Source organism: Rhizobium sp. NFR12, assembly GCF_900108545.1.
Classification (GTDB): Bacteria; Pseudomonadota; Alphaproteobacteria; order Rhizobiales; family Rhizobiaceae; genus Neorhizobium; species Neorhizobium soli.
This window is the reverse complement of record NZ_FNWM01000004.1, coordinates 410,123-435,282: the sequence shown is the minus strand read 5'-3', so window position 1 is coordinate 435,282 and position 25,160 is coordinate 410,123. Positions and strand designations below refer to the sequence as shown.

The 25,160-nt window shown below is 61.6% G+C and carries 24 protein-coding genes and 1 tRNA gene; 13 read left to right on the top strand and 12 right to left on the bottom strand.

From position 1 onward, the window contains the following. Nucleotides 1-80: 80 nt before the first annotated feature. The gene (locus BLW69_RS18515; protein ID WP_062454226.1) at nt 81-758 is read left to right on the top strand and encodes a response regulator transcription factor; all 678 of its coding nucleotides are present in this window, start codon (nt 81-83) and stop codon (nt 756-758) included. Next, nucleotides 755-2,137, top strand: a complete 1,383-nt coding sequence (locus BLW69_RS18510) for a sensor histidine kinase (protein ID WP_092664024.1) — start codon at nt 755-757, stop codon at nt 2,135-2,137. Before BLW69_RS18515 ends, BLW69_RS18510 begins: the two co-directional genes overlap by 4 nt. A gap of 12 nt (nt 2,138-2,149) precedes the next feature. Here the strand turns inward: BLW69_RS18510 and nagA are convergent, their stop codons facing one another. Genes nagA through BLW69_RS18490 form a run of 4 tightly spaced genes read right to left on the bottom strand, consistent with a single transcriptional unit; the run spans nt 2,150 to nt 5,994 of the window. Then, nucleotides 2,150-3,304, bottom strand: coding sequence for an N-acetylglucosamine-6-phosphate deacetylase (gene nagA, locus BLW69_RS18505; RefSeq protein ID WP_092664022.1), 1,155 nt, complete (start codon nt 3,302-3,304; stop codon nt 2,150-2,152). Further along, nucleotides 3,301-4,329: an SIS domain-containing protein gene (locus tag BLW69_RS18500; RefSeq protein WP_244508880.1), complete on the bottom strand. Its 1,029-nt coding sequence runs from the start codon at nt 4,327-4,329 to the stop codon at nt 3,301-3,303. The genes nagA and BLW69_RS18500 overlap by 4 nt, the downstream gene beginning before the upstream one ends. A gap of 10 nt (nt 4,330-4,339) precedes the next feature. Then, the gene (locus BLW69_RS18495; protein ID WP_092664018.1) at nt 4,340-5,104 is read right to left on the bottom strand and encodes a GntR family transcriptional regulator; all 765 of its coding nucleotides are present in this window, start codon (nt 5,102-5,104) and stop codon (nt 4,340-4,342) included. Further along, nucleotides 5,101-5,994 (bottom strand): glucosamine kinase nucleotide-binding domain-containing protein, encoded by an 894-nt coding sequence (locus BLW69_RS18490; RefSeq protein WP_092664016.1) that lies wholly within the window; start codon nt 5,992-5,994, stop codon nt 5,101-5,103. The genes BLW69_RS18495 and BLW69_RS18490 overlap by 4 nt, the downstream gene beginning before the upstream one ends. Before the next feature lie 205 nt (nt 5,995-6,199). Between BLW69_RS18490 and BLW69_RS18485 the strand changes: the two genes are divergently transcribed. The 7 genes from BLW69_RS18485 to BLW69_RS18455 all read left to right on the top strand — a co-directional run bounded on the left by BLW69_RS18485 (nt 6,200) and on the right by BLW69_RS18455 (nt 12,879). Further along, the gene (locus BLW69_RS18485; protein WP_092664014.1) at nt 6,200-7,123 is read left to right on the top strand and encodes an N-acetylmuramic acid 6-phosphate etherase; all 924 of its coding nucleotides are present in this window, start codon (nt 6,200-6,202) and stop codon (nt 7,121-7,123) included. Nucleotides 7,124-7,141: 18 nt separating this feature from the next. After that, complete coding sequence (locus tag BLW69_RS18480; RefSeq protein ID WP_062454219.1) at nt 7,142-8,398, top strand: ABC transporter substrate-binding protein; 1,257 nt, start codon at nt 7,142-7,144, stop codon at nt 8,396-8,398. Nucleotides 8,399-8,568: 170 nt separating this feature from the next. Next, on the top strand, nt 8,569-9,522 hold the full coding sequence (locus tag BLW69_RS18475; RefSeq protein WP_092664145.1) for a carbohydrate ABC transporter permease: 954 nt from the start codon (nt 8,569-8,571) through the stop codon (nt 9,520-9,522). Between the two features lie 13 nt (nt 9,523-9,535). Beyond that, entirely contained in the window at nt 9,536-10,378 is an 843-nt protein-coding gene (locus BLW69_RS18470; RefSeq protein WP_092664012.1) for a carbohydrate ABC transporter permease, read from the top strand. Beyond that, nucleotides 10,375-11,439, top strand: coding sequence for a Gfo/Idh/MocA family protein (locus BLW69_RS18465; protein WP_092664011.1), 1,065 nt, complete (start codon nt 10,375-10,377; stop codon nt 11,437-11,439). The genes BLW69_RS18470 and BLW69_RS18465 overlap by 4 nt, the downstream gene beginning before the upstream one ends. A gap of 74 nt (nt 11,440-11,513) precedes the next feature. Continuing rightward, the gene (locus BLW69_RS18460) at nt 11,514-12,515 is read left to right on the top strand and encodes an ABC transporter ATP-binding protein (protein WP_092664009.1); all 1,002 of its coding nucleotides are present in this window, start codon (nt 11,514-11,516) and stop codon (nt 12,513-12,515) included. Nucleotides 12,516-12,615: 100 nt separating this feature from the next. Further along, the gene (locus tag BLW69_RS18455; RefSeq protein WP_139283902.1) at nt 12,616-12,879 is read left to right on the top strand and encodes a hypothetical protein; all 264 of its coding nucleotides are present in this window, start codon (nt 12,616-12,618) and stop codon (nt 12,877-12,879) included. 46 nt (nt 12,880-12,925) lie between these two features. Here BLW69_RS18455 and BLW69_RS18450 read toward each other — a convergent pair. Both BLW69_RS18450 and BLW69_RS18445 read right to left on the bottom strand, forming a co-directional pair. Then, a tRNA-Ala gene (locus BLW69_RS18450) sits at nt 12,926-13,001 on the bottom strand. A gap of 154 nt (nt 13,002-13,155) precedes the next feature. Beyond that, the gene (locus tag BLW69_RS18445) at nt 13,156-13,545 is read right to left on the bottom strand and encodes a TIGR02300 family protein (protein ID WP_062454214.1); all 390 of its coding nucleotides are present in this window, start codon (nt 13,543-13,545) and stop codon (nt 13,156-13,158) included. Between the two features lie 213 nt (nt 13,546-13,758). On the opposite strand from BLW69_RS18445, the gene aroA reads away from it, so the two are divergent. From aroA to rpsA, 4 genes are all read left to right on the top strand, one after another. Further along, on the top strand, nt 13,759-15,126 hold the full coding sequence (gene aroA / locus BLW69_RS18440; protein ID WP_092664007.1) for a 3-phosphoshikimate 1-carboxyvinyltransferase: 1,368 nt from the start codon (nt 13,759-13,761) through the stop codon (nt 15,124-15,126). An 11-nt stretch (nt 15,127-15,137) separates the two neighbouring features. Further along, nucleotides 15,138-15,779: an FMN-binding negative transcriptional regulator gene (locus BLW69_RS18435; RefSeq protein ID WP_092664005.1), complete on the top strand. Its 642-nt coding sequence runs from the start codon at nt 15,138-15,140 to the stop codon at nt 15,777-15,779. Next, nucleotides 15,776-16,429, top strand: coding sequence for a (d)CMP kinase (cmk, locus tag BLW69_RS18430; protein ID WP_092664003.1), 654 nt, complete (start codon nt 15,776-15,778; stop codon nt 16,427-16,429). The genes BLW69_RS18435 and cmk overlap by 4 nt, the downstream gene beginning before the upstream one ends. Before the next feature lie 156 nt (nt 16,430-16,585). Then, entirely contained in the window at nt 16,586-18,289 is a 1,704-nt protein-coding gene (gene rpsA / locus BLW69_RS18425) for a 30S ribosomal protein S1 (protein WP_062578558.1), read from the top strand. A gap of 96 nt (nt 18,290-18,385) precedes the next feature. On the opposite strand, the gene BLW69_RS18420 is transcribed toward rpsA, so the two are convergent. From BLW69_RS18420 to exbB, 6 genes are all read right to left on the bottom strand, one after another. Then, a complete protein-coding gene (locus BLW69_RS18420; RefSeq protein ID WP_092664001.1) occupies nt 18,386-20,278 on the bottom strand; it encodes a hypothetical protein in 1,893 nt (630 codons plus the stop codon). A 177-nt stretch (nt 20,279-20,455) separates the two neighbouring features. Continuing rightward, nucleotides 20,456-21,082 (bottom strand): ribonuclease D, encoded by a 627-nt coding sequence (locus BLW69_RS18415; protein WP_092663999.1) that lies wholly within the window; start codon nt 21,080-21,082, stop codon nt 20,456-20,458. 458 nt (nt 21,083-21,540) lie between these two features. Further along, nucleotides 21,541-22,533 (bottom strand): Ldh family oxidoreductase, encoded by a 993-nt coding sequence (locus BLW69_RS18410; protein WP_092663997.1) that lies wholly within the window; start codon nt 22,531-22,533, stop codon nt 21,541-21,543. A gap of 56 nt (nt 22,534-22,589) precedes the next feature. Further along, nucleotides 22,590-23,501, bottom strand: a complete 912-nt coding sequence (locus BLW69_RS18405) for a cell envelope integrity protein TolA (RefSeq protein ID WP_092663995.1) — start codon at nt 23,499-23,501, stop codon at nt 22,590-22,592. Further along, nucleotides 23,498-24,004, bottom strand: coding sequence for a TonB system transport protein ExbD (gene exbD, locus BLW69_RS18400; RefSeq protein WP_092663993.1), 507 nt, complete (start codon nt 24,002-24,004; stop codon nt 23,498-23,500). Before exbD ends, BLW69_RS18405 begins: the two co-directional genes overlap by 4 nt. 4 nt (nt 24,005-24,008) lie before the next feature. Next, nucleotides 24,009-24,968: a tonB-system energizer ExbB gene (exbB, locus tag BLW69_RS18395; RefSeq protein WP_244508885.1), complete on the bottom strand. Its 960-nt coding sequence runs from the start codon at nt 24,966-24,968 to the stop codon at nt 24,009-24,011. Nucleotides 24,969-25,160 lie beyond the last annotated feature (192 nt).

The window sequence follows — 25,160 nt, the reverse complement described above, 5'->3', positions numbered from 1 at the left end:
GCTATCGGCAGACGCTGCTCTGTCCAGTGACAACCCCGCGTCCCGGCGATAAGAGTCAGCCGGAACGGGGAAATGACGGTTTGCGTATCCTTCTTGTCGAAGACAATCAGACGCTGGCATCGGGCCTTGCCGCGATTTTGCGCGGCAGCGGCTATGTGGTCGATCTCGTGGCCGACGGAACATCGGCGGAGGCAACGGTCGCCGCCGAAAGCTACGATCTGGTCATTCTCGACCTGAACCTTCCCGAAATGGATGGTCTCGATGTTCTGAAGGCCATGCGCGCCCGCCAGAACCGGGCGGCGGTGATGATCCTCACCGCCCGCGGCACGCCGGAAGAGAGGGTCAAAGGCCTCGATCTCGGCGCCGACGATTACATGACGAAACCGTTCGACGTACCGGAGTTCGAGGCGCGCATCCGCGTCCTTCTTCGCCGCCAGGCGGGCCTTCGAAGCTCTGTCATCACCTATGGCGGCGTCACTTTCGATCTGACCTCCCGAACCTTTTCGAGCCAGGGCGTGCCGCTCGATATCCCGGCGCGCGAGGTGGCCCTTCTCGAACTCCTCTTCATGCGGGCCGGAAAGGTGGTCTCCAAGGAGGCGATCATTCGTTCGCTGACAGGCTTCGACGACGACCTCTCGTCCAATGCGATCGAGCAGTATGTGAGCCGACTAAGAAAGCGGCTTGCCGTCTATGGTCTGACCGTCAAGACCGCGCGCGGCATTGGCTATTATCTCGAGAAAATGGCCTCTCCGGAATGACGCCGACAGCCGCCTATTCGCTCCGCCGCCGCCTCCTCGCGTGGCTGCTTCTCTCGACGGCGCTGATCGGTGGCGTCGCCATGTTCGACACATGGGATGAGGCGCTCGATACGGCCAATGAAGTGTCCGATCGCGTGCTTGCGGGGTCGGCCTTGGCGATCGCCGAGCGCGTGATCGTCGCGGAAGACGGAGCGCTCGAGGTCGACATCCCCTATGTGGCATTGGAAATGCTGACCTCTGCCGCGCAGGACCGGGTCTTCTACCGCGTCGACGGGCCGCCCGGCACCTTCATCACCGGCTACCAGAACCTTCCCTCCATCGCGCGCCGGGAAGGCCAGGCGGTGGCGTTCGAAAATGCCAGCTTTCGCGGCGAGCCTATCCGGGTAGCCGTCCTTGCCAGATCCGCCTCGACCGGCATCCGGTCTGTGCCCTTCGTCGTCACCGTCGCCGAAACCACCATGGCCCGCGAACAACTGACGCGCACTATCCTGATCCGGTCGGCGCTGCGAATCCTGTTCATGATCATCGGTGCCGCCGTGATCGTCTGGATCGCCGTCACGCTGTCTCTGCGGCCCCTCTATCGCTTCAGCGAAGCGATCGCCGAACGCAGCCCGGACGATCTGCATCCGATCGGGGAAAGAGTACCGAACGAGGTTCAGGGCCTGGTCGATACCGTCAATTCGTTCATGGTGCGGCTCGAAGGCGCGTTGAATGCCCTGCGCCACTTCACCGGCAATGCCAGCCACCAGCTCCGAACTCCGCTCGCAATCGTGCGCACACAGCTCGCACTTGCGGACCGGGCGGACGATCTGGCCACGGCAAAGACCGCAGTCCGCAAGGCGGATGAAGCGGTCGCCGGTGCCGAACATATCCTCGCGCAACTGCTGCTGATGGCAAAGATCGATGCGGCAGGGCGCTCGGCCGCATTCCGCAAGCTCGATCTCACCGATCTCGTCCGCGGCCTGACGGGAGATCATGTTCCGGGCGCCGCCGATCGCGGCATCGACTTAGGTTTCGAAGGAGAGGGCGTAACGCAAGTCAATGTCGAGCCGCTGCTGATCGGCGAACTGGTGAAGAACCTGATCGTCAACGCGATCCTTCATGCGGGCTCCGGCACGGAGGTCACCGTCCGCATCGAACGGAGTGGCGAGACGGCCCGGCTCGAGGTGGAGGATAACGGCCCGGGCATTCCGCCCGAGAAGCGAGCTACCGTGCTCGAACGGTTCGGACGTCTCGGCCGCGGCGATGCATCCGGCACCGGTCTCGGACTGCCGATCGTCGAAGAGATCGCCCGCCTTCACGGCGCTGCCCTGTCGCTTCACGATGGCTCAGGCGGCACAGGCTTGAAAGTCCGGATCGATTTCCCGCTGGCGGGATAGGCCCTTCAGCCCTTAAGCGTACGCGCATTCTCCTGAAATCCAGGTGCTTTTCATGGAAAGATCCGCGCCAAGCACGACGAAATCCGCATCATATCCGGGCTTCAGAAAGCCTTTCCGGTTCTCGATGCGAGCAGCTTGCGCGGGATAGGCAGATGCCATGCGCAGGGCCTCCTCCAGCGACAGGCCTAGATTGCGGTGCACGTATCGAACCGACGAGATCATGTCGATATCGGCGCCGGCCAGTGTCCCGTCGGCAAGGGTCAGCCGGCCATCCTTGCGCAGAATTTCGCGGCCGTTGAGCGTGAAGGATGTCATGTCTGTCCCGATCGTCGACATCGCATCGGTCACCAGGAATATCTTTCCCGGACCGGCTTTGGCGCGCAACGCTGCCCCCATTGCCGCGGGATGGACGTGGATGCCATCGGCGATCAGGCCTGCATAAAGCGCTCCGGTATCGAGCGCCGCCCCGACCAGCCCCGGTTCGCGGTGACCGAGCGGGCTCATGGCGTTGAAGAGATGCGTGACGGTGCGAATGCCGGCCTTGGCATAGGCCGCCGCCGTATCGTAGCTTGCTTCCGTGTGACCGAGGCTGACGATGATGCCGGCGTCTGCGAGCTTTGTGACCTGTTCTTGTGTCACGCTTTCCGGCGCAATGGTCACCATCAGAACATCGAGCGCCCGTCTGCAGGAAAGCATCAGATCGAGGTCGCGATCCTCCATCGGGCGGATGAGCTTGGGATCGTGCGCTCCCTTGCGGGCAACGGACAGATGCGGACCTTCGAGATGCAGTCCGAGAAAACCGCGAATGCCGCGGTTCTTCGCATCCATGCCGGCGGCGACGGTCCGGGCGGAAATGTCAGGCGTGTCGGTGATCAGTGTCGGCAACAGCGCCGTCGTCCCGAACTTCGCATGCGCGGCGCAGATGGTGGCGATACCCTCGACCGTCGGCTCTTCGTTGAGGAGCACGCCACCGCCGCCATTGACCTGCAGGTCGATAAAACCCGGAGCGATGATCTCGCCACCGTCGATCCTCTCGATCTCAGGTGCGAGCGAAACCCAAGGCTGGATGTGATCGATCCGGCCGTTCGAAAACACGACCGCGGCATTCTCATGCCAGTCGGCGCCGTCGAAGATGCGGTTTGCAGTCAGAGCCTTGAGGTCGGTCATAGGGTTTCGGTGACTTTGTTGAGGGCTGCCGGCTGATCGGGATCAAACCCTTTGGACCGCGACCAGGCTTCGACGAAACCGTAAAAGGGCACGATCAGCGCCAGCGCGTCGGTCAGCGGATGGCCGGTTGCGACGAATGGCAGCTTTCGGGCAGCCGTGACCTTGTCGGAGGTCGCGTAGGCGAGCGCGCCCTTGGCCGCGAAATTGTCTGCGATCTGCACCGCGGAAGCTTCCGCCGCGTCCCGTGCGGCAAATGTCAGCACCGGAAAGCGCTTTTCGACGAGCGCCACCGGACCATGCAGGACTTCAGCCGCGGAATAGGCCTCCGCATGCATGTTGGACGTTTCCTTGAATTTGAGCGCAGCCTCGCTGGCGATTGCAAGCGCCGGGCCACGGCCGAGCATGTAGAGCGAATCAGCGTCGCCGAGCTCGCTTGCAAACGCGCTCCAGTCGAGCTTGATGGCTTCATCGAAATGGCGGGGAAGGGCGCGAACCGCCGCCTTCAGTCCGTCATCGCCGGTCCATTCGGCGAGAAGGGCAAGGCCGGCGACAATCGAGCTGACGAAGGACTTGGTGGCCGCAACGGCAATTTCCGGACCCGCATTGATATCGACCCCATAAAGCGATGCCTCGGTGATCGGCGACGGGAGCGTATTGGTGAGCGCAATCGTGACCGCTCCTGACCGGGTCGCAGCCTCCGCCATCGCGACGATGTCGGGGCTCTTGCCGGACTGGGAGATGGCGATCGCCGCGCCACCGCCAAGCTGCAGATTGGCGCCGTAGATAGAGGCAAGCGATGGTCCGAGCGACGCAACCGGGCGCCCCGCCGTCAACTCGATCGCATATTTGATGAACGTCGCGGCATGATCGGAGGAGCCGCGCGCGATCGTTACCAGGAAGGCCGGATCCTTGTCGCGCAGGGCCTTGCCGGCCTTGGCAATGTCTGCCGCCGAACGGTCGAGCAATCGGGCTGTCGCCTCCGGTATCTCGTCGATTTCCTGGCGCATATGGGTCTTCATCGTCATCCTCGTCTGATCAGCTGTCGCCAAGCGAAAGCTCGGCCACGAAATCATAGGCATCGCCCCGGTAAAGCGAGCGGGTAAGCTCCACCACCCGGCCGGAGGCCAGGTAGGAAACGCGTTCGATCGACAGGCCCGCCGCCTCGATGGGCACTTCAAGCAGGCCGGCGTCGATCTTTTTCAGATTGGTCGCGGAGATCCGCTGGATGGCGCGTACCGGTCGCGCATCCTTCTTTTCAAGTTCCGCATAAAGCGACTGCTGGAGCGATACCGGGTTGGGCAGGAATTCTGCCGATATGCTGGCGCGCTCGATGGCAAGCGGCATGTCGTTCCCAAAGCGCAAACGTCCGATCCGGGCAACCATCGTGCCGGGTGCGAGACCCAGCATCATCATCTCTTCGGGCGAGGGATGAAACAATCCGCGCTCCAGCCATTCCGATCGGGAAACCAGGCCACGCCGTGCCATGTCCTCGGTAAACGATGTCAGCTTGGTCAGAGGTTGCTCGACGCGCGACAGCGGTTTTACCACGAAGGTCCCGGATCCATGGCGGCGGGTCAGAAGCCCGTCCCGGACAAGATCGTCGACGGCCTTGCGCACCGTGACGCGGCTGACGCTCGCATAGTCGGCGAGATCCCGCTCCGCGGGAAGCGCGTCGCCGTGACCGAGCTTGCCGGACCGGATCGCATCTTCCAGGCTCTGGCGCAGCTTGAGATAAAGCGGGCCGGAGCCGCCGGACTGCAGGCCGTCGAGGGGCAAGATGGCCGTCAGCGCCTCGCTCATGCGCACGCCTCCATCCGTGCTCCAGATGCAAAGGCCTTGACGGCCAGTTCGACGGCGCCGGTCATTGCGTCGGCCCGCGGCTCGGAAAGACGGAGCCTGTGCCTCTCGGCAAGATAGCGAGGATAAAGCGGTGCAAGGCCACCAAGCAGGCAGAGTTTTGCTTTGTCGCCGCTCAGCGCCATGACGGCATCGAGCGCTTCGTCGATCCCGGCAGCACCGGTATGGAGGATCCGCAAAGCCGTCTCGTCGCCACGGCGAGCATAGTCGAAAACCTTTGGAGTCTGACGACCGAAGTCGCCAGGCTTGGCCAGCCGCGCGAAATCGACGATCAGTTCCGGATTGTTGTCGAACTCGGCCAGGATCGCCTCGCAGAGCGGCGTCATCGGCCTTATCCGGTCGAAGGCAAGCAGCGTTTCCTGCAGCGCGAGCTGCCCGAGCCTTGCACCGCTGCCGAGATCGCTCACCTGAAACCCCCAGCCGGCGACGGATCTGAACTGACCCTGGCTGCGAATGATATAGACGGTCCCGGTCCCAACGATGCCGATCGCACCGTCTTCGTCACCGATCGCGCCCTGCAAGGCGATGACGCCGTCAGAAACGATCTGCGATCTGGCAAAGGGGAGACGTTCGGTCACATAGCCCACCGCGCCGCCGACATTGTTGCCGGCAAGACCCAGGATTGCAGATGCGGATGAAAGATCCGGCGTGAGCCCAGCATCTTCGAACGCCAGCTCTGCGGCTTCAGCAATATGCCGGAGGGCGGTGTCGGGATCGGTCAGGATATTGGAGGCACCGCTCTTGCCGCGGCCGAGCAGGGTGCCGTTCATATCGGCCAGCGCTGCCCGGCAGCTTGTCCCGCCGCCATCTATCCCTATCACGTAATCCGCCATGGATACCTCCACGAAGAATGATACCAAAAAAATACCATTTACCAAGGGCGAAATTATTGATGCGGACAGATCGCGGCTAACACGCTATTTAAACTCGATTATTAGTCCTGAGCAACAGCTGCCGTATCTCAGTGGGTAACTTTCGTTAATTTCCTGCTGGACAATTGGTATTTTTTTGGCATCATTTTGCGTGAGGGAGAAACGGATGAGCCAAACAGCCACCGAAGCCAGACACGGGAATACGGAAGGGCTCGATACGCGCGCCCCGACCGAAATCCTTCGGCTTCTGGCTGCCGGTCAGCAGCAGGCCGCAGCCAGCATCGATGCGGCGGTCCCGGCTCTTGCCGATGCAGCGGAGCTGGTTGCTTCGGCTCTGAAGATGGGCGGAAAGCTTGTGTACGCAGGCGCCGGCAGCTCCGGCCTGATGGCCATGGCCGATGCGCTCGAGCTTCCCGGAACCTACGGCATTGCACGCGAGCAGATCGTTCTTCTTCTTGCCGGCGGAACGTCCGTTCTGGCTGACCTGCAGGGCGCGCCGGAGGATGATATCGCCCTGGCCGATCAGGATGCAGCGATCATTGCGGCGGGAGACTGCGTTCTCGCCGTGTCTGCAAGCGGCTCGACCCCTTACGTGCTGAAGATCGTCGAAATTGCCGGGGCCCGTGGCGCAAAGGTCGTGGCACTCGCCAACAATCCCGATGCACCCCTTTTTGACCATGCCGATGTGGCCGTCCTTCTCGAAACGCCGCCGGAACTGGTGGCGGGGTCGACGCGCATGGGCGCGGGGACCGCACAGAAGCTTGCATTCAACATGCTGTCGACACTGGCTGCGATCAAGCTCGGCCACGTGCATGATGGACACATGGTCAATCTGCGCGCCGACAATGCCAAGCTGCGCACCCGCGCCGCCGGCATGGTTGCCGATATCGCAGGCGTGACTGCCGACGAGGCGGTAAGATATCTGCAGGTGGCGGACGGATCGGTGAAGATCGCCGTGCTTCTGGCTGAAGGCGCCCCCGATATCGACGCCGCACAATCGCTGCTTATTCGTTCCGATCAGGTGTTGAGGAAAGCACTTGCGGAACTGAAGATGACGGAAACGACCGAGACTCGCGCTGCAAGGCGCTAACCAATAAGGGAGAACAGCATGAACAGCCTGTTGAAAACAATTCTTTTGGCCACGACGGTGCTCGCGTCCGCGGGTGCAGCGTCCGCGGCCGATGTCACGCTCAACATCGAGAGCTGGCGCAATGACGATCTGGCGATCTGGAAAGAAAAGCTGATCCCGGCCTTCGAAGCGAAGAACCCCGGCATCAAGCTCAACTTCTCGCCGACCGCACCGACCGAGTACAATGCGTCGCTCAACGCCAAGCTCGATGCAGGCTCTGCCGGTGACATCATCACCTGCCGTCCGTTCGATGCCTCGCTCGAACTCTTCAACAAGAAGCAGCTCGTCGATCTCACCAGCCTGTCGGGCATGAGCAATTTCTCGCCGGTCGCCAAGGCCGCCTGGTCGACAGACGACGGCAAGTCCACCTTCTGCGTGCCGATGGCATCCGTCATCCACGGCTTCATCTACAACAAGGACGCCTTCGACCAGCTGAAGATCGCGGTGCCGAAGACGAACGAAGAATTCTACGCGGCGCTCGACAAGATCAAGGCCGACGGCACGTTCATTCCGCTTGCCATGGGAACCAAGGATCTCTGGGAAGCCGCAACGATGGGCTACCAGAACATCGGCCCGAACTACTGGAAGGGCGAGGAAGGCCGCAAGGCGCTGATCGAAGGCAAGCAGAAGCTGACCGATCCGGAATGGGTCAAGCCCTACGAAGAGCTGGCCAAGTGGAAGCCCTATCTCGGCGACGGTTTCGAAGCCCAGACCTATGCCGACAGCCAGAACCTCTTCACGCTCGGCCGCGCGGCGATCTTCCCAGCCGGTTCGTGGGAAATCGCGCTGTTCACCAGCCAGGCCCAGTTCAAGATGGGCGCGTTCCCGCCGCCGGTCCTGAAGGCTGGCGAAACCGGCTACATCTCCGACCATCCGGATATCGGCGTTGGCTTGAACACCAAGAGCAAGCATCCGGAAGAAGCCAAGAAGTTCCTGACCTGGGTTGCTTCGCCGGAATTTGCCGAGATCTACGCCAATTCGCTTCCAGGCTTCTTCAGTCTGAATTCGTCGCCTGTGAAGATGGCAGATCCGATGGCGCAGGAATTCGTCTCCTGGCGTGAAAAATACAAGCCGACGGTCCGCTCGACCTATCAGATCCTGTCGCGCGGCACCCCGAACCTCGAAAACGAGACCTGGGTCGAATCGGCCAACGTCATCAACGGCACCGATACTCCGGCCGTTGCCGCCGAAAAGCTCCAGAAGGGCCTCGACAGCTGGTACAAGCCAGGTAAGTGACAAGCTTCCCCTTCCCTTGATGGGGAGGGTCGGCCCGACGGGCCGGGGTGGGGTGATCCTTGTGCGTGTGGTGTCACCCCCACCTGCAGCTTCGCTGCGACCTCCCCCTTCAAGGGGGAGGTATCGTGATCATGCTGCGCCAGCGCAAGCACAAGAAAACAGGCAAAGCCATGAGCGACATCCACCCTTCATCTGCCCTGCAGTCGGTATCGATCAAGCGCCCGTTCCGCTGGCATATCGTCGTCTTCATGGCGCCGGCGCTGCTGGTCTACACGGCGATCATGATCCTGCCGCTGATCGAGACGCTCAGGCTTTCGTTCTACAACACTGTCGATGGTGCTCAGTCCTTCGTCGGCTTTGCAAACTACCAGGTCCTCTTCGGTGATGTCCGCTGGGCGCGCGATTTCTGGAATGCGCTCACCAACAACCTGATCTTCTTCGCCATCCACATGTGCGTGCAGAACCCGATCGGCATTGCGCTCGCAGCACTGCTGTCACTGCCGAAACTGCGGTTTGCCGCCTTTTACCGCACCGCCATCTTCCTCCCGACGCTTCTCTCCTTCGTCATCGTCGGCTTTATCTGGAAGCTCATCCTCTCGCCGATCTGGGGCGTTGCGCCCTGGCTGATGAGCCTTGCCGGCGCCAAATGGCTGTTTGCGCCCTGGCTCGGTCAGTCCGGCCCAGCCCTGATTGCGGTTTCCCTCATCTCGGTTTGGCAATATGTCGGCATACCCATGATGCTGATCTATGCGGCGTTGCTCAGCATCCCGGAAGAGGTGGTCGAAGCTGCCGAATGCGATGGCATTACCGGCTGGAGCCAGTTCTGGAAGATCAAGCTGCCGCTCATTCTGCCGGCGATCGGCATCATCTCGATCCTGACCTTCGTCGGAAATTTCAACGCCTTCGATCTGGTCTACACGGTACAGGGCGCGCTTGCGGGCCCTGATATGTCGACGGATATTCTCGGCACGCTTCTCTACCGCACCTTCTTCGGTTTCCAGCTGCAACTCGGAGATCGCTCCATGGGGGCAACGATCGCAGCGGTGATGTTCGTCATCATTCTCGCCGGCGTCTCGTTTTACCTTTTTGCCATCCAGCGGCGCATGCGCCGCTACCAGTTCTAGAGGGCGTCCAGACATGTCCAACAAGGCACGCTCTTCACCGATCCGCTCAGGCCTCGTGCATCTGGCTTTGATCGCCTACACGCTGATCGCGCTGTTTCCGGTGTTCCTCACCATCATCAACTCGTTCAAGGATCGCAATTCGATCTTCCGCAATCCGATGCAGGTTCCCACACCGTCGAGCTTCAGCCTGATCGGCTACCAGACGGTTCTCGGCCAGGCGGATTTCATCGGCTATTTCCAAAACAGCATGATCGTCACGGTCGTCTCGATCGCTCTCGTGCTGCTGTTCGGCGCGATGGCGGCCTTTGCGCTGTCCGAGTATCGCTTCCGCGGCAATACGCTTCTTGGGCTCTATATGGCGATCGGCATCATGATCCCGATCCGGCTTGGCACGGTTGCAATCCTGCAGGGCATGGTCGCATCGGGCCTCGTCAACACGCTCACCGCGTTGATCCTCGTCTACACGGCGCAAGGGATACCGCTTGCGATCTTCATCCTGTCCGAATTCATGCGCTCGGTCTCCGATGACCTAAAGAATGCCGGCCGCATCGATGGTCTTTCGGAATATGCGATCTTCTTCCGCCTGGTCCTGCCGCTGATCAGGCCGGCCATGGCAACGGTTGCCGTCTTCACCATGATCCCGATCTGGAACGACCTGTGGTTCCCGCTGATCCTTGCACCGTCTGAGGCCACCAAGACGGTAACGCTCGGATCGCAGATCTTCATCGGCCAGTTCGTCACCAACTGGAACGCGGTGCTGGCAGCCCTGTCGCTCGCCATCCTGCCGATCCTCGTCCTTTACGTCATCTTCTCGCGGCAACTGATCCGCGGCATCACGTCTGGAGCCGTCAAGTGAGTTCAACCGAAAAGCCGATCCGCGTTCTCGTCGCAGGCCTCGGCAATATGGGCCGCAGCCATGCGCTGGCCTATCACAACAATCCGGACTTCGAGATCGTCGGTCTCGTCAACCGCTCGAAGCCGACGCTCGATCCGGCCCTTGCCGGCTACGAGATCCATGCCGATTTCCTGACCGCCCTTGCCGACCTGAAGCCGGATCTCTGCGCCATCTGCACCTATTCCGACAGCCATGCGGACTATGCGGTTTCCGCCTTCGAAGCTGGCTGCGACGTGTTCGTCGAAAAGCCGCTGGCAACAACGGTTGCCGATGCCGAGCGCGTCGTTTCCGCCGCCAAGGCCGCGGGCAAGAAACTGGTGATCGGCTATATCCTGCGCCATCATCCGTCCTGGATCCGCCTGATTGCCGAAGCCCGCAAGCTCGGCCCGCCCTATGTCTTCCGCATGAACCTCAACCAGCAGTCGTCAGGCCCCACCTGGGATGTCCACAAGGCGCTGATGCAGACGACGCCGCCGATCGTCGATTGCGGCGTGCATTATGTGGATGTCATGTGCCAGATCACCGATGCCAAGCCGGTGGAAGTGCGCGGCATGGGCCTGCGCCTTTCCGATGAAATCGCGCCCGACATGTATAATTACGGCCACCTTCAGGTGATCTTCGATGACAAGTCGGTCGGCTGGTACGAGGCGGGCTGGGGGCCGATGATCTCCGAAACTGCGTTCTTCGTGAAGGACGTGATGTCGCCGAAAGGCTCGGTCTCCATCGTCATGGACCCCAATGCCAAGTCCGACGATATCGACACGCATACCAAAACCTCCGTCATTCGCCTTCACAGCGCCGAGACCGGTCCGGACGGCAGGTTCATCAGGCCCGACGAGGATATGACCATGGCCGGCGAACCCGGCCACCAGGAGCTTTGCGATTTCGAGCAGGCCTATATGCTGAAGGCGATCCGCGAGGATATCGATCTCAGCCGCCACATGGATGATGCGGTCCAGTCGCTGCGCATCTGCCTCGCAGCGGATGAAAGCGCCCGCACCGGCAAGCCGATCTATCTCTGAAAGCAACGCAAGCAATCGTACCGGACGGGTCAGCGTCCGCGATTGCACCAAACGACAGAAGTGGGAAAACGCTCGTGGGTTCGCTGCAACTGAAATCCATCCGAAAGGCCTTCGGCGATCATGAGGTGCTGAAAGGCATCGACCTCGAGGTTCAGGATGGCGAATTCGTCATCTTCGTGGGCCCTTCCGGCTGCGGCAAGTCCACGCTGCTGCGGGTCATTGCAGGCCTTGAGGATGCGTCATCCGGCTCGATCCGGATCGACGACCAGGAAATGGCAACGACCCCGCCCGCCAAGCGCGGCATCGCCATGGTCTTCCAGTCCTATGCGCTCTACCCGCATCTGACGGTGAAGGACAATATGGGCCTAGGTCTGAAGCAGGCCGGAACGGACAAGGCCGAGATCGAGACGCGGGTGTCGAATGCCTCGTCGCTCCTATCGCTCGATCCCTATCTCGCCCGACGCCCGGCAGAGCTCTCGGGTGGTCAGCGCCAGCGCGTGGCGATCGGTCGTGCCATCGTGCGGGAACCGAAACTCTTCCTGTTCGACGAGCCGCTTTCCAACCTCGATGCGGCGCTGCGCGTCCAGACGCGGCTCGAGATCGCCCGCCTGCACCGGCGCCTGAAGGCGACGATGATCTACGTCACCCACGACCAGGTTGAGGCGATGACGCTTGCCGACAAGATCGTCGTCCTCAGCGCCGGCGCGATCGAGCAGGTCGGGTCTCCAATGGAGCTTTACAACAAGCCGGCCAACGTCTTCGTCGCCGGTTTCATCGGCTCGCCGCAGATGAACTTCATCCCGGGCGAAACGCTTTCCGAAAGCGGCATCAAGACCATCGGCATCCGGCCGGAGCATATCGCCCTGTCGCGCGAAAGCGGCGACTGGAAGGCCAAGGTAGTCCATGCCGAGCACCTCGGCGCCGATACCATCCTCTATCTCGAAACCGAGACAGCTGGCCTCATCACGGTCCGTCTGTTCGGCGAGCATCGCTATGGTCCAGACGACATCGTCTTTGCCACACCGGACAAGGCCTCGCTGCACCGGTTCGACGAAAACGATCAGGCGATCGGTTAACCTTTAAATCGGCTGTAACCAGTTTCGTGTTCCACTACCTCCAATGCGGGAAAGCGAACCTTTGCGCTCCTTCCGCGTTATGGGGATGGAGGAAACGGCAATGACGGTAATTTTAATTATGATTGCAGCGGTCGCCACTCTCGCAGGGACCGGCGCCCTGGTGGTTCGCCAGATCGCAGATGCTCGCCGCCAGCAGTACCAGGACGAGGTTCTGGCCTCAGATCTCGGCTATCTGCGCGAAGTCGAGCGCACCAAGAAGCGCTTTCGGCACGCGGCCCACAAAACCCGCAAACTCGCCGCCCGCCGCACCCGGATCCATCAGACCAAAGCTGCACACAGCACAGCCGCGTACTTCGCGAATTAAGCTTTGTCGGCCTCTATTCAGCAGTCGGTTTATTGCGAGAAAGATTTGGTGGAGCTAAGCGGGATCGAACCGCTGACCTCTTGCATGCCATGCAAGCGCTCTCCCAGCTGAGCTATAGCCCCATCAGGGTGGTCCGGGTGTTCCGGTCCTTGGGAACTCCGAAGCAGCGATGCTGACCGGAGTGGCGGCTTATTACGTCCGGTTTTCGGAGAGTGCAAGCCTGTTTTTCAAAGCCCGGCAATTTTTCTTCAAATTACCGGGCTTTAGGTCGAAAGATCAATTCTCGTCGTCGTCGCCGCCAACGCCGACAATGCCGGTTACGTCGTCGTCTTCATCGTCTTCGTCGGCTTCGAGGAAGGTGTTGTCGTCATCGTCGCCGATATCGACATCATCGTCGTCGCCCAGATCCGGGATGTCGTCGCCGGTTGCCGCATCGTCGGCGTCGTCGGTTGCGACGGGCTCGACAGTTGGGTTCTCGACGTCGACTTCCTCGACATCTTCTTCTTCCGCCTGCTCCAGCTTTGCAGCGGCGCTGTTTTCGGCGAAGAACGACAACGGCCAGGACTTGCCGCTATAGGGGGAAACGACGGGATCGCGGTTCAGATCGTAAAACTTCTTGCCGGTATCCGGGTCGGTGCGCTTGGTTCCGAGTTCCGCTTTAGCCACTATCAAAGCCTCATGAGATGGCCGAACAGGTCGGCGAAGCCGCATAAAGCGGCAATCAATGGGTGAAAAATCTAAGCCGGTCCCCATAAGGCCTGGCGGGCTCCATGTCAAAGACTAACTTTTCCTGAATTCCTTGGCAGGCAGGCTAATGACCCGCCTTTTGCTTTGTGATAACGACGGCGGAAATCAAAGGCATACGAGCAAGGACCGATCATGTCGCATGGGATTGCCCTCAAACCGGCAAAGTCGAGAAGATCGACAAACCTCACCGGGACCGTCCGCATCCCGGGCGACAAGTCCATCTCGCATCGTTCCTTCATGTTCGGAGGCCTGGCTGCCGGAGAGACGCGGATCACCGGCCTCCTGGAAGGCGAAGACGTCATCAACACCGGCAAGGCGATGCGTGCCATGGGCGCGAAGATCGACAAGGTCGGCGCTGAGTGGATCATCCAGGGCACCGGCAACGGAGCGCTGCTCGCACCGCAGGCGCCTCTCGATTTCGGCAATGCCGGCACCGGCTGCCGCCTGACGATGGGGCTGGTCGGCGTCTACGATTTCGAGTCCACCTTTATCGGCGATGCCTCGCTGTCCAAGCGGCCGATGGGCCGGGTGCTCGATCCATTGCGCGAGATGGGCGTCCAGGTGACGTCGATGGCCGGCGACAGGCTGCCCGTCACGCTGCGTGGTCCGCGCACGCCCAACCCCATCGTCTACCGCGTGCCCATGGCCTCGGCGCAGGTCAAGTCCGCGGTGCTGCTTGCCGGCCTCAACACGCCTGGCGTCACCACCGTGATCGAACCGGTGATGACCCGCGACCATACCGAAAAGATGCTGCAGGGTTTCGGCGCCGATCTGACCGTCGAGACGGATGCCGACGGCGTTCGCACGATCCGGCTGGAAGGTCGCGGCAATCTCAAGGGGCAGGTGATCGACGTGCCCGGCGATCCGTCCTCGACCGCGTTCCCGCTTGTCGCTGCCATCCTGGTGCCGGGTTCGGATGTGACGATCATGAACGTCCTGATGAACCCCACCCGCACCGGTCTCATCCTGACGCTGCAGGAAATGGGCGCGGATATCGAGGTGATGAATGCCCGCAGCGCCGGTGGCGAAGATGTGGCCGACCTGCGCGTCCGCGGCTCCGACCTCAAGGGCGTCACTGTTCCCGCCGATCGTGCACCATCGATGATCGACGAATATCCCGTCCTTGCGGTCGCCGCAGCCTTTGCCGAGGGAACGACGACGATGCTCGGTCTCGAGGAGCTGCGCGTCAAGGAATCCGACCGTCTCTCGGCCGTTGCCGAAGGTTTGAAGCTGAACGGCGTCGATTGCGATGAAGGCAAGGAAACGCTGGTGGTGCGCGGCCGTCCAGGCGGTAAAGGCTACGGCAATGCGTCCGGCGCTGCCGTTATCACCTATCTCGATCACCGCATCGCCATGAGCTTCCTCGTTCTCGGTCTGGCATCCGAGCACGAAGTCACGGTCGACGACGCCTCGATCATCGCCACCAGCTTTCCGGAGTTCATGGATCTGATGACCGGTCTCGGCGCGCAGATCGAGAACCACATCGAAGGAAAGACCTGAGGCGCACGCTAATGTACCAACCGCCGCATTTCCGCGAAGACGATCTTGGCACCCAGCATGCGCTGATCCGCGCCCATCCGCTGGGCATGCTGATCACATCGGGAAATTCCGGTCTGCTGGCCAATCCGGTGCCGTTTCACCTTGATGGAGAAGCTGCCGAAAAAGGTGTGCTGCGGTTGCATCTTGCCCGGGCGAACAGCCAGTGGAAAGACATCCGCGATGGCGCGAGCGTCCTTGCTGTATTCCAGGGTGCCGATAGCTACGTCACGCCGTCCTGGTACCAGACCAAGCAGGAGACGGGTAAGGTCGTGCCCACCTGGAACTACGCCATCGTTCAGGCCCGCGGCCCGGCCCGCATCGTCGAAGACGCCGGCTGGCTGCTTGCCCAGATCGAGGCGATCACCAGCCAGCATGAAAACAGCCGGCCGATGCCCTGGTCCGTCAACGATGCACCAGACGATTTCATTTCCGCCCAGTTGAAGGGTATCGTCGGTGTCGAGATCGAGATCTCGGAGATCGAAGGAAAGTGGAAGGTCAGTCAGAACCGCCCGGTCGGCGATCGTGAAGGCGTTGCCTCTGGCCTTGATGATATGCCCGGTCAGAACGCAATGGCCGATCTTGTCCGCCGCTACGGAGCCTCCCGCCTGACATGAATCCTGCAGACAACACTACGCCACTGGTGATCGCAATCGATGGCCCTGCCGCAGCCGGCAAGGGAACCCTGTCGCGCCAGATCGCCGAAACCTACGGCTTCCAGCATCTCGATACGGGCCTCACCTACCGCGCAGCGGCCAAGGCGCTGCTCGACCGGGGTCTGCCCCTCAACGACGAGGCCGTTGCCGAGACGATGGCGCGAGACGTTGAACTTGCAGGCCTCGACCGCGAAATCCTCTCGGCCCATGCGATTGGCGAAGCGGCCTCGAAGATCGCCGTCATGCCCGCCGTGCGCCGGGCGCTGGTGGAAGCGCAGCAGGCGTTTTCGAAGCGCAAGCCCGGAACGGTGCTCGACGGGCGCGATATCGGCACCGTCGTCTGCCCCGATGCACCCGTGAAACTATATGTCACCGCATCGCCTGAAGTGCGCGCCAGACGCCGTTACGACGAGATCGTTGGCCGCGGCGATGCCGCAGATTTCGACGAGATTTTTGCCGATGTGCGAAAGCGCGACGAGCGCGACATGGGGCGTGCCGACAGCCCTTTGAAGCCTGCGAAAGACGCGCACTTGCTTGATACGTCAGAAATGGGTATAGAGGCCGCGTTTCAGGCCGCGAAGGCGATTATCGACGCCGCCCTGAAAGGATGATGACCGACCGGATAACCGGTGTCGCATTCGAGCCCGATATCTTAGTCCTTGCGCCGGATTGCCTCTGAACATGACGAGGCGGGCTTGGATTTCGGGTGTGATCAACACGAACCCACGGCGCAATGTGTCCTTGACTGGACACGACCAGGAGATTTCATGGCAGTAACTAACCCGTCGCGGGAGGACTTCGCAGCCCTTCTCGAAGAATCCTTCGCAACCAATGATCTGGCCGAAGGCTACGTTACCAAAGGTCTGGTAACGGCGATCGAAAAGGACATGGCCGTTGTTGACGTCGGCCTCAAGGTCGAAGGTCGCATCGCGCTGAAGGAATTCGGCGTCAAGGGCAAAGACGGTTCGCTGAAGGTCGGCGACGAAGTCGAAGTCTATGTCGAGCGCATCGAAAACGCGCTTGGCGAAGCAGTTCTGTCGCGCGAGAAGGCTCGCCGCGAAGAGAGCTGGGTCAAGCTCGAAGTCAAGTTCGAAGCTGGCGAACGCGTTGAAGGCGTTATCTTCAACCAGGTCAAGGGCGGCTTCACGGTCGATCTCGACGGCGCTGTTGCCTTCCTTCCGCGCAGCCAGGTCGACATTCGTCCGATCCGCGACGTGACCCCGCTGATGCACAACCCGCAGCCCTTCGAAATCCTCAAGATGGACAAGCGTCGCGGCAACATCGTTGTTTCGCGTCGTACGGTTCTCGAAGAGTCCCGTGCAGAACAGCGCTCGGAAATCGTTCAGAACCTTGAAGAAGGTCAGGTTGTTGACGGCGTCGTCAAGAACATCACCGATTATGGTGCGTTCGTTGACCTCGGCGGCATCGATGGCCTGCTGCACGTGACCGACATGGCATGGCGCCGCGTCAACCATCCGTCGGAAATCCTGTCCATTGGCCAGCAGGTCAAGGTTCAGATCATCCGCATCAACCAGGAAACCCACCGCATCTCGCTCGGCATGAAGCAGCTTGAGTCGGATCCATGGGATGGCATCGCTGCCAAGTACCCGGTTGGCAAGAAGATCTCCGGTACCGTCACGAACATCACGGACTACGGCGCATTCGTCGAGCTGGAGCCAGGCATCGAAGGCCTGATCCACATCTCGGAAATGTCCTGGACCAAGAAGAACGTACATCCCGGCAAGATCCTTTCGACCACGCAGGACGTCGACGTTGTCGTTCTCGAAGTCGATCCGTCGAAGCGCCGCATCTCGCTCGGTCTCAAGCAGACCCTCGAGAACCCATGGCAGGCATTTGCGTTCAGCCATCCGGCCGGCACTGAAGTCGAAGGCGAAGTCAAGAACAAGACCGAATTCGGCCTGTTCATCGGCCTCGACGGCGACGTTGACGGCATGGTTCACCTCTCCGACCTCGACTGGAACCGTCCAGGCGAACAGGTCATCGAGGAGTTCAACAAGGGCGACGTCGTTAAGGCTGTCGTTCTGGATGTGGACGTCGAGAAGGAGCGTATCTCGCTCGGCATCAAGCAGCTCGGCAAGGATGCTGTCGGCGAAGCCGCAACATCCGGCGAACTGCGCAAGAACGCTGTCGTTTCGTGCGAAGTCATCGCCGTCAACGACGGTGGTGTCGAAGTGAAGCTCGTGGCTCACGAAGACATCACGTCCTTCATCCGCCGCAACGACCTGGCACGCGATCGCGACGATCAGCGTCCGGAGCGTTTCTCGGTTGGTCAGGTTTTTGACGCCCGCGTCACGAACTTCTCCAAGAAGGATCGCAAGGTCATGCTGTCGATCAAGGCTCTCGAGATCGCTGAAGAAAAGGAAGCAGTTGCACAGTTCGGTTCGTCCGACTCAGGCGCTTCGCTCGGCGACATCCTCGGCGCGGCTCTGAAGAACCGCGGCGGCGAGTAATCGTTGTAGCTTGAAATTCGAAAGCCGCCGGATCGAAAGATCCGGCGGCTTTTTTCATGCCCGCTATTTATCTCGGCCGGGTCTCGAACCGTCGGCTCAGGTCCATCCAGCCATGCGCCAGTAGAGGTCGTTCGGACGGCTTTCCTTATTGCTGACGTCCGCAGACGCGGCTTCGCCATCGCCGAGATTGTCGTCGTCGGAAGGATCTTTCCCGTCGTCGGGGTGGTCGAACGCCTGGCCCTGGCTGTGGTCGCCTTCGCCATCCTCGTCGATCGCCGTCACCGGCTGCGTCTTGCGGTTTTCGCGCCGCGGCTCGTCGTCCGCCATTGGGTAGGGGACAAAGGGCAGGCCAATCGCCTCGCGCTGCACGAGCGGCAGCGGCACTGGCATCGCTTGGATGTCGGGGTCTGGCACGCCCTCCGGGGCTCCGTTGGCTTTTGCGGCCGTGGTGTGACGTTCTGCAATGCGCAGCAGATCGTCCTCGGGATGCGTTATCCCGGCCGTATGCATTGCGTCTATGTCCGGAGCAGCCGGGGCAGGTTGTCCCTGTCCGGCGGCATGTGCCACCGTTCCACTGCCCCCTCCGCCAAACAGGTTCTTGAAAAGTGCCGCTGTCGAATTCTCGACCGGAGCTCCTGTCGCGAGCAGCGCCGCCTGAAGCGCGCTTGGTGCGATCGCAGACACGAGTTGCGCGAGATTGCTGGGCCATTCCACAGCGGGTTTCGGCGCCGTCGTGGCGTCTCCAAACTGCGGGATCTTCAATTCGTTGTCGAAGGCGTCGATAACCGCTGCGACCAGAGCCCCGGTATTCGTCACGGTCGCGATGCCCGGCACGGCGGTCCGCGGCAGGGCTCCTGGCAAGACTTGCGGCACCGGCTCCGCATCTGCAGCCAAGATCGGTGCGGCTTGCGCAGGCGCCGGGCTCGCGTCCGGCTTGATCGGAACCGCGTTTGGGACGGCGGGAGACGGCGTGGCGGGTTTGGTTTGCAGGTCGGAGGTTGCCGTCGCGGGACCTTCTGATCGGACCGGCATCGGCCGCGCAAGGATCGCCTCGCGGGTCGGCTCTTCCTGCAAGTCAACGAGGGGCGGCAGCAGTTGGGGTCTTTGAAGCTCCTTACCGGGAACCTTAGTGTCAGGAGCCGCGGCGGCTGACCCGCTCGTGGGTGGCGAGAACGGAGCGATAGCTGGTGCCGCTGCACCGGTGGCGGGCGGCGTTGCGCTGGTGGCGGGTGACGTCACCGACTGCGATTTTGCTCCGATATCAGGCAAAGCACCGGGGGATGGCCTGGGGGTCTCTGTACTTGCTGTGTCCGGAGCAGAAGCTGGCAGAGGCACTACCGGCGATGCGGGGCTGGGCGTCGAGGGCTGGAGCGCTGAGGGCGCGGGCGATGATGGGCCGGGCAAGGAGGGGCCAGTCTGGGCAACTGCCGGCGGGGGGCCGGGCCGCGTCGCAGGAGAGGGTGTCGCACCGTCTTTTGGAAGGCTGGCGATTTCATTCTGTCGATACGAGCTGACCGCTGCATTCTCCGCCTGATCGCTATCCGCTACCAGCGCTGCTTCGAGCGACAGGATCAGCCGTGCTGCATCGAGACCTGCCGGGTTCTTGAGAATTTCAGCCAGCAGCGACACGGACATGCCCTTCACCAGCTGGCTTAGCGTTTTCTCGAGCGCTGCAATGTCGTCCGCATTCATGGACTGCACGGTGACAGTCAGGCGCTCCGCGTAGTCTGCCAGCGTCTCGCCGTCGTTTCGTGGTATCTGCAGGATTTGGCCGATCGTTTCCGCGAAGATGGACGACCCGTAGGCGAGCTGCAACTGTCCAGACAGCGAGAGTAGGTTCAGGCGGTCCCCCGTAAGCATTCCGCCTCTGGAGGAGATTGCGGGATCACCTTCTGCGGATGCAGCGATGGAACGCGTTGCCGCAATCGGACGTGCCGAAGAGAGTGGGTCGGCCTGCATGCTTTGCGTAGCACCGACGGGGGTCAGCATGGCGTGCTTCCATCTCTCGCGTGTGAAGGGAGGGGACAACTCGGCCGCACACGACCGCACGCGCAAGGAGCACGCCGAAACTGTGCCGCCATCTCATGGCGCACGATTTGCCGATCAGCAATTTTAAGCGCGCTATGGTTAAATCATCGCTAATCGCTGGTTTTCACGGGCCGATGGTCAGCTGTGCGCAAAAATGTCGGTCTCGCCCCATCCGAGCAGATCGAGCTTTGCACGGGTCGGCAGGAACTCGAAACAAGCCGTGGCGTGTTCGATACGCTCATCGCGGAGCAGGCGTTCAGTCAGCTTGTCGCGCAGCGCATGAAGGTGAAGCACGTCGGACGCCGCATATTCCAGTTGGGCCTGCGACAGGGTTTCGGCAGCCCAGTCGGTCTGCTGCTGCGCCTTCGAGATATCGACGTCCAGCAACTCTCTCAGATTGTCCTTGAGGCCGTGTCGATCCGTATAGGTCCGCACGAGCCGCGATGCGACCTTGGTGCAGAAGACAGGCGTGGTCGTAACCCCGAACGTGTGAAACAGAACCGCAATATCGAAGCGTCCGTAGTGGAAGATTTTCTGGTGGGTGGGATCGGCAAGCAATGCGACGAGATTGGGAGCGTCTTTTTGCCCCGAAGCGATCCGGATGACGTCCGCCGTTCCGTCGCCCGGCGATAGCTGCACGACACAGAGCCTGTCGCGGCGGGGAACGAGGCCAAGCGTTTCGGTATCGATCGCGACCGCGCCCGTGTAGCGCGACGCGTCGGAGGCTGGAATATCTCCATGATGGTACCGTATCGTCGTCTTCATGCGTGTCTCCGATGCCTCGCTGTCTGCCGGATAACCTAGAGGAAAGCTCAGGCGGAAGCACGCAGCCAGGACGTCTTATCCCGGACAATGGCTACCGCTTGGCGACGACGAAACACGAACGCGTGAGCAATTGCCCAGCAATGCAGCAAACGCATTGCTGCATTGCAGCAGAGCCTCTTGGCGCACCGGAAAGATATGGCTAGAAGTTTGGTCATCGAACGACGCACCTCCTCCTCCCAGTGTCGTTCGATACGGATCAACAACACCCTCCTCCTCCCAGTTGTTGATCAAGTTTAAAGCCTGGCGCATCCTCCTCCCGCGCCAGGCTTTTCTCGTTTTGTATCCCTTAAAATCCTCTGTATGACCGGCTCTGCCTCCGCAGAACGCCTTGCTGCGCAATAAGAAAAAGCCAGCGCATCGCTGCACTGGCTTGTATGGCATAAAGGTGGATCTGCAGGTCAGCCCAGAGCTTCTATCGCCTTCATCACGTCGTCGTCGATCTTAAGACCGTGCTGGATGCTTTCGGCGCGAAGACCGCGGCCTCGCCGGCCGGGCAGGCGGACACCGTCCTGCTTTGCCATTTCGCTCGCCAATGCCGCAAAGCGTTCTGCCGCGCCGCCACCCGTCGTGGCATCCGGATCGATGACGATCAGCGACTGGCCAAGCGCCGGCGGAGGCCCGGTCTCATCGAACAGCGAGCTGGCCTGGTAGGAGTAATGCGCACCGCCGATGCCGGCCGCCATCACTTCGACCATGAGCGCAAGCGCTGCCCCCTTGGCGCCGCCGGAAGGGGCCATCGTTCCCTTGATCGCGGCAAATGCGTCGGTTGTCGGATTGCCGTCGGTGTCGAACGCCCAGTCGTCGGGAATACTCGTCCCCTTCTGGGTCGCTTCCATAACCTTGCCACGGGCGACTTTGGAGAGTGCTAGATCGATGACCAGCGGCTCGTTACCGGCAATAGGCGCCGCAAAAGCGATCGGATTGGTGCCGAACAGCGGCACCTTGCCACCCCAGGGGGCCATGGAGGCGGGTGCGTTGGCAAACATCATCGCAACCAGCCCCTGCTCGGCAAAGCGCTCCACGGTCAACGCCATGACGCCTGCATGGTGCGAACGGTTGATGGCGGCAAAGGCGATGCCCTGTTCGCGCGCAATCGCTGGAAGTTCCAAGACAGCGAGATCGAGCGCCGGATAGGCGAAACCGAAGTTCGCATCGATTGCGAGAACTGCTGGTCTTGGCCTGCTCGCCTCAGGGCGAGCACTGCCGTCGACCTTGCCGGTCCGCACCTGTTTGACATAGGCCGGGATGCGGCGAAGCCCGTGACCGGACTGGCCGGCGGCTTCCGCCTGCACCAGGGCGCGGGCAACCGAGCGTGCGGTGCTATCAAGCACGCCGTTGGCTTCGAAAACGCCGCTCACCAGCGTTTCGGCTTCTTCAAGGGTAATTTGCATGGACAAGCTGTTCCGGGAGCGAGTGTTAAGGAGGGCAACCGAACCCGAAAGCACGGCTACTTGCACTCTACCGACTGAGTGACGAGGCTTGCAACACCTGCCGGTGCGATCGGAACAGGCGATGCGCGCCGAACGGCTGAGACGACGTAGTCGTCGATACGCGTATCTCCAGACGATCTGGCAACGGACACGCGCCCGATATTGCCATCGCTATCGAAATTGAAGCTGATCGTCACGATCCCCTTCTGGTTGGACGGGCAGCGGCGGGCATTACGGGCGATCTTCGTGCGCACACGGGTCATCCAGGTGGACGGTGACATCGTCGAGGCCACCGATCCGCTCGAGGTCTGCGCAGCGGCCGTGCGCTCCGACGGCTTTGCCTGAACCTTTGCCTGCGCCTTTTCCTTCTGCGCCTGCGGCTGACGCCGTGGCTTTTCTACCTTCTGGACCGGCTTCGGTGGTGGTGGACGAGTGACCGGCAGCGGGACTTCCACGTTCTCCAACGCTGCGGTGACCTTCTGCTCGATCGGATCGACAGGCTCGGGCGGCGGCGTTTCGACGATCTCCGGCGGCGGGGGCGTTTCCTCCGGCAGCGGCGTCTCGATCACGGGTTCCGGCGGCGGTTCGGGTGTCTCCTCAGCCACTTCCGGTGGCGGTTCGACCGGTGGCGGCTCCTCGATGGGTTCGACCTCTTCGACCGGCTCGGTCTGCTGGGTCTCGACCAGTTGCCGGTCTTCGGTGTCGGTAGCGATCTGCTCTTCGTCTGGGATCGCCGCCTCCGGCTCCGGCGCAAGCTCGATCATGATGGCGGCCTGCGGACCGTTGTCGGCAAGTTCCTCCGGCTCTTGCCTCATCAGAAGCGCTGCGGCGGCAATGTGGACCGTGAGCACAAGGATAGCGGCAGATCCCCACAGGGCGATCTCGCCGATCCGGCTCGCATATCCTCTGCGCTGCATGGCAAGGCTCATGGAGCGCCTCCGGTGGCCGGCGAAGCGGCTGGTGCAGGCCCTGCCGGTGCGGCGGATGTAGACGCTGGCGCCTGTTGGGCACCCGACGCGGCTTCCAACCCGACCAGCGCAATCTTCAGGTAGCCGGAATCACGCAGCAGGTTCATCACTTCCATGAACTGCCCGTAATCGACGGCCTTGTCGGCCCGCAGGAAGATCCGCGTATCCTTGTTGCCCTCGGTCTGGCGGTCGAGATTTGCTGCAAACTGTTCGCGCGCAACCGGATCGTTGCCGATATTGAGCGACAGGTCGTCCTTGACCGTCACATAGAGCGGTTCGTCCGGTCGTTCCGCGGGCTTCGCGCTGGATGCGGGCAGATCGACATTGACGTCGACCGTCGACAGCGGCGCGGCCACCATGAAAATGATCAGGAGCACCAGCATGACGTCGATAAACGGCGTCACGTTGATCTCGTGATTTTCGGGAAGTTCATCGCCGTGATGTTCGCGAATGCCGCCTGCCATGGGTTTATTCCCCCGCGACCAGAGACATCGACGCAGGCCTGCGTCCGCCTGGCGGCACCTTGCGGAAATCGAGATCGCGGCTGACCAGTCGTTCGACACCGGAAGCAGCGTCGGCCAGCAGCTGGCGGTAGCCGGTGACCGAGCGGGCGAAGGCGTTGTAGATGATGACAGCAGGAATTGCGGCGACCAGACCAAGGGCGGTCGCAAGCAGCGCTTCGGCGATGCCGGGTGCCACGACCGCAAGGTTGGTCGTGTTGGACTGCGAAATGCCGATGAAGGAATTCATGATGCCCCAGACCGTGCCGAACAGGCCGACAAACGGACCGACCGAACCGATCGAGGCGAGAATGCCCGTGCCGCGGGCCATGCGCCGGCCGGAATAGGCTTCGATGCGCGACAGGACCGAAGATACGCGCTCCTTGACACCATCGGTATGGGCGTAATCGAGAGCAGCTTCGGAAAGCTCCACCTCTTCCGTCGCCGCGCGCAGCATCAGGGCCGCAGGCCCGCCGCGGCTGCCTGTCGTCTCAAGCGCTTCCGGCAGCGTATGCGCGCCCTGGATGATCTTGAGGACGCGCTTGGCGCGGGTACGGGCGCCCATCAGCTCCAGCGTCTTGGCGATCCAGATGGTCCATGTGAGAAGCGACGCAATGGCAAGGCCGATCATCACGGCCTTCACCACCCAGTCGGCCGCCATGAACATGCCCCAGGGCGAAAGATTGTGAGGAATATCGGCGCGCGCTTCGGGGGAAGGTGCACCCGTTGCAGCCGGAGCCTGCTCGATTGGCGTCACGGAGGGAGCAGCAGGTTCTGCCGGGGTTGCGTCTTGAACGGGTGGCGGGGTCTGCTGTGTCGTAGGAGCAGCGCTTGGAGGAGCAAGGGCCGGCGCTGTCTGTTGTGCCGGAGCAGGCGCTTCCGGTGCAGGCGCCTCGACCTGCGCGACCGCATTTGTCGTCATCAGCATCAAGGCCGCAATCGTTGTCACGAGGGGACCGGGCCCGGCAACGCGCAACTGCTTTCTGTAGAGGTGAGACTTCGGGACAACGGACATGGCAGCGATACTCCGACTGGTCGCCGGAAGGCTCAGGTGGCCCAACGGCTCGATATCATTCAGCCGGTCCGAAAACTGAGGGCGGCGGCTTGCCGCTATGCGATA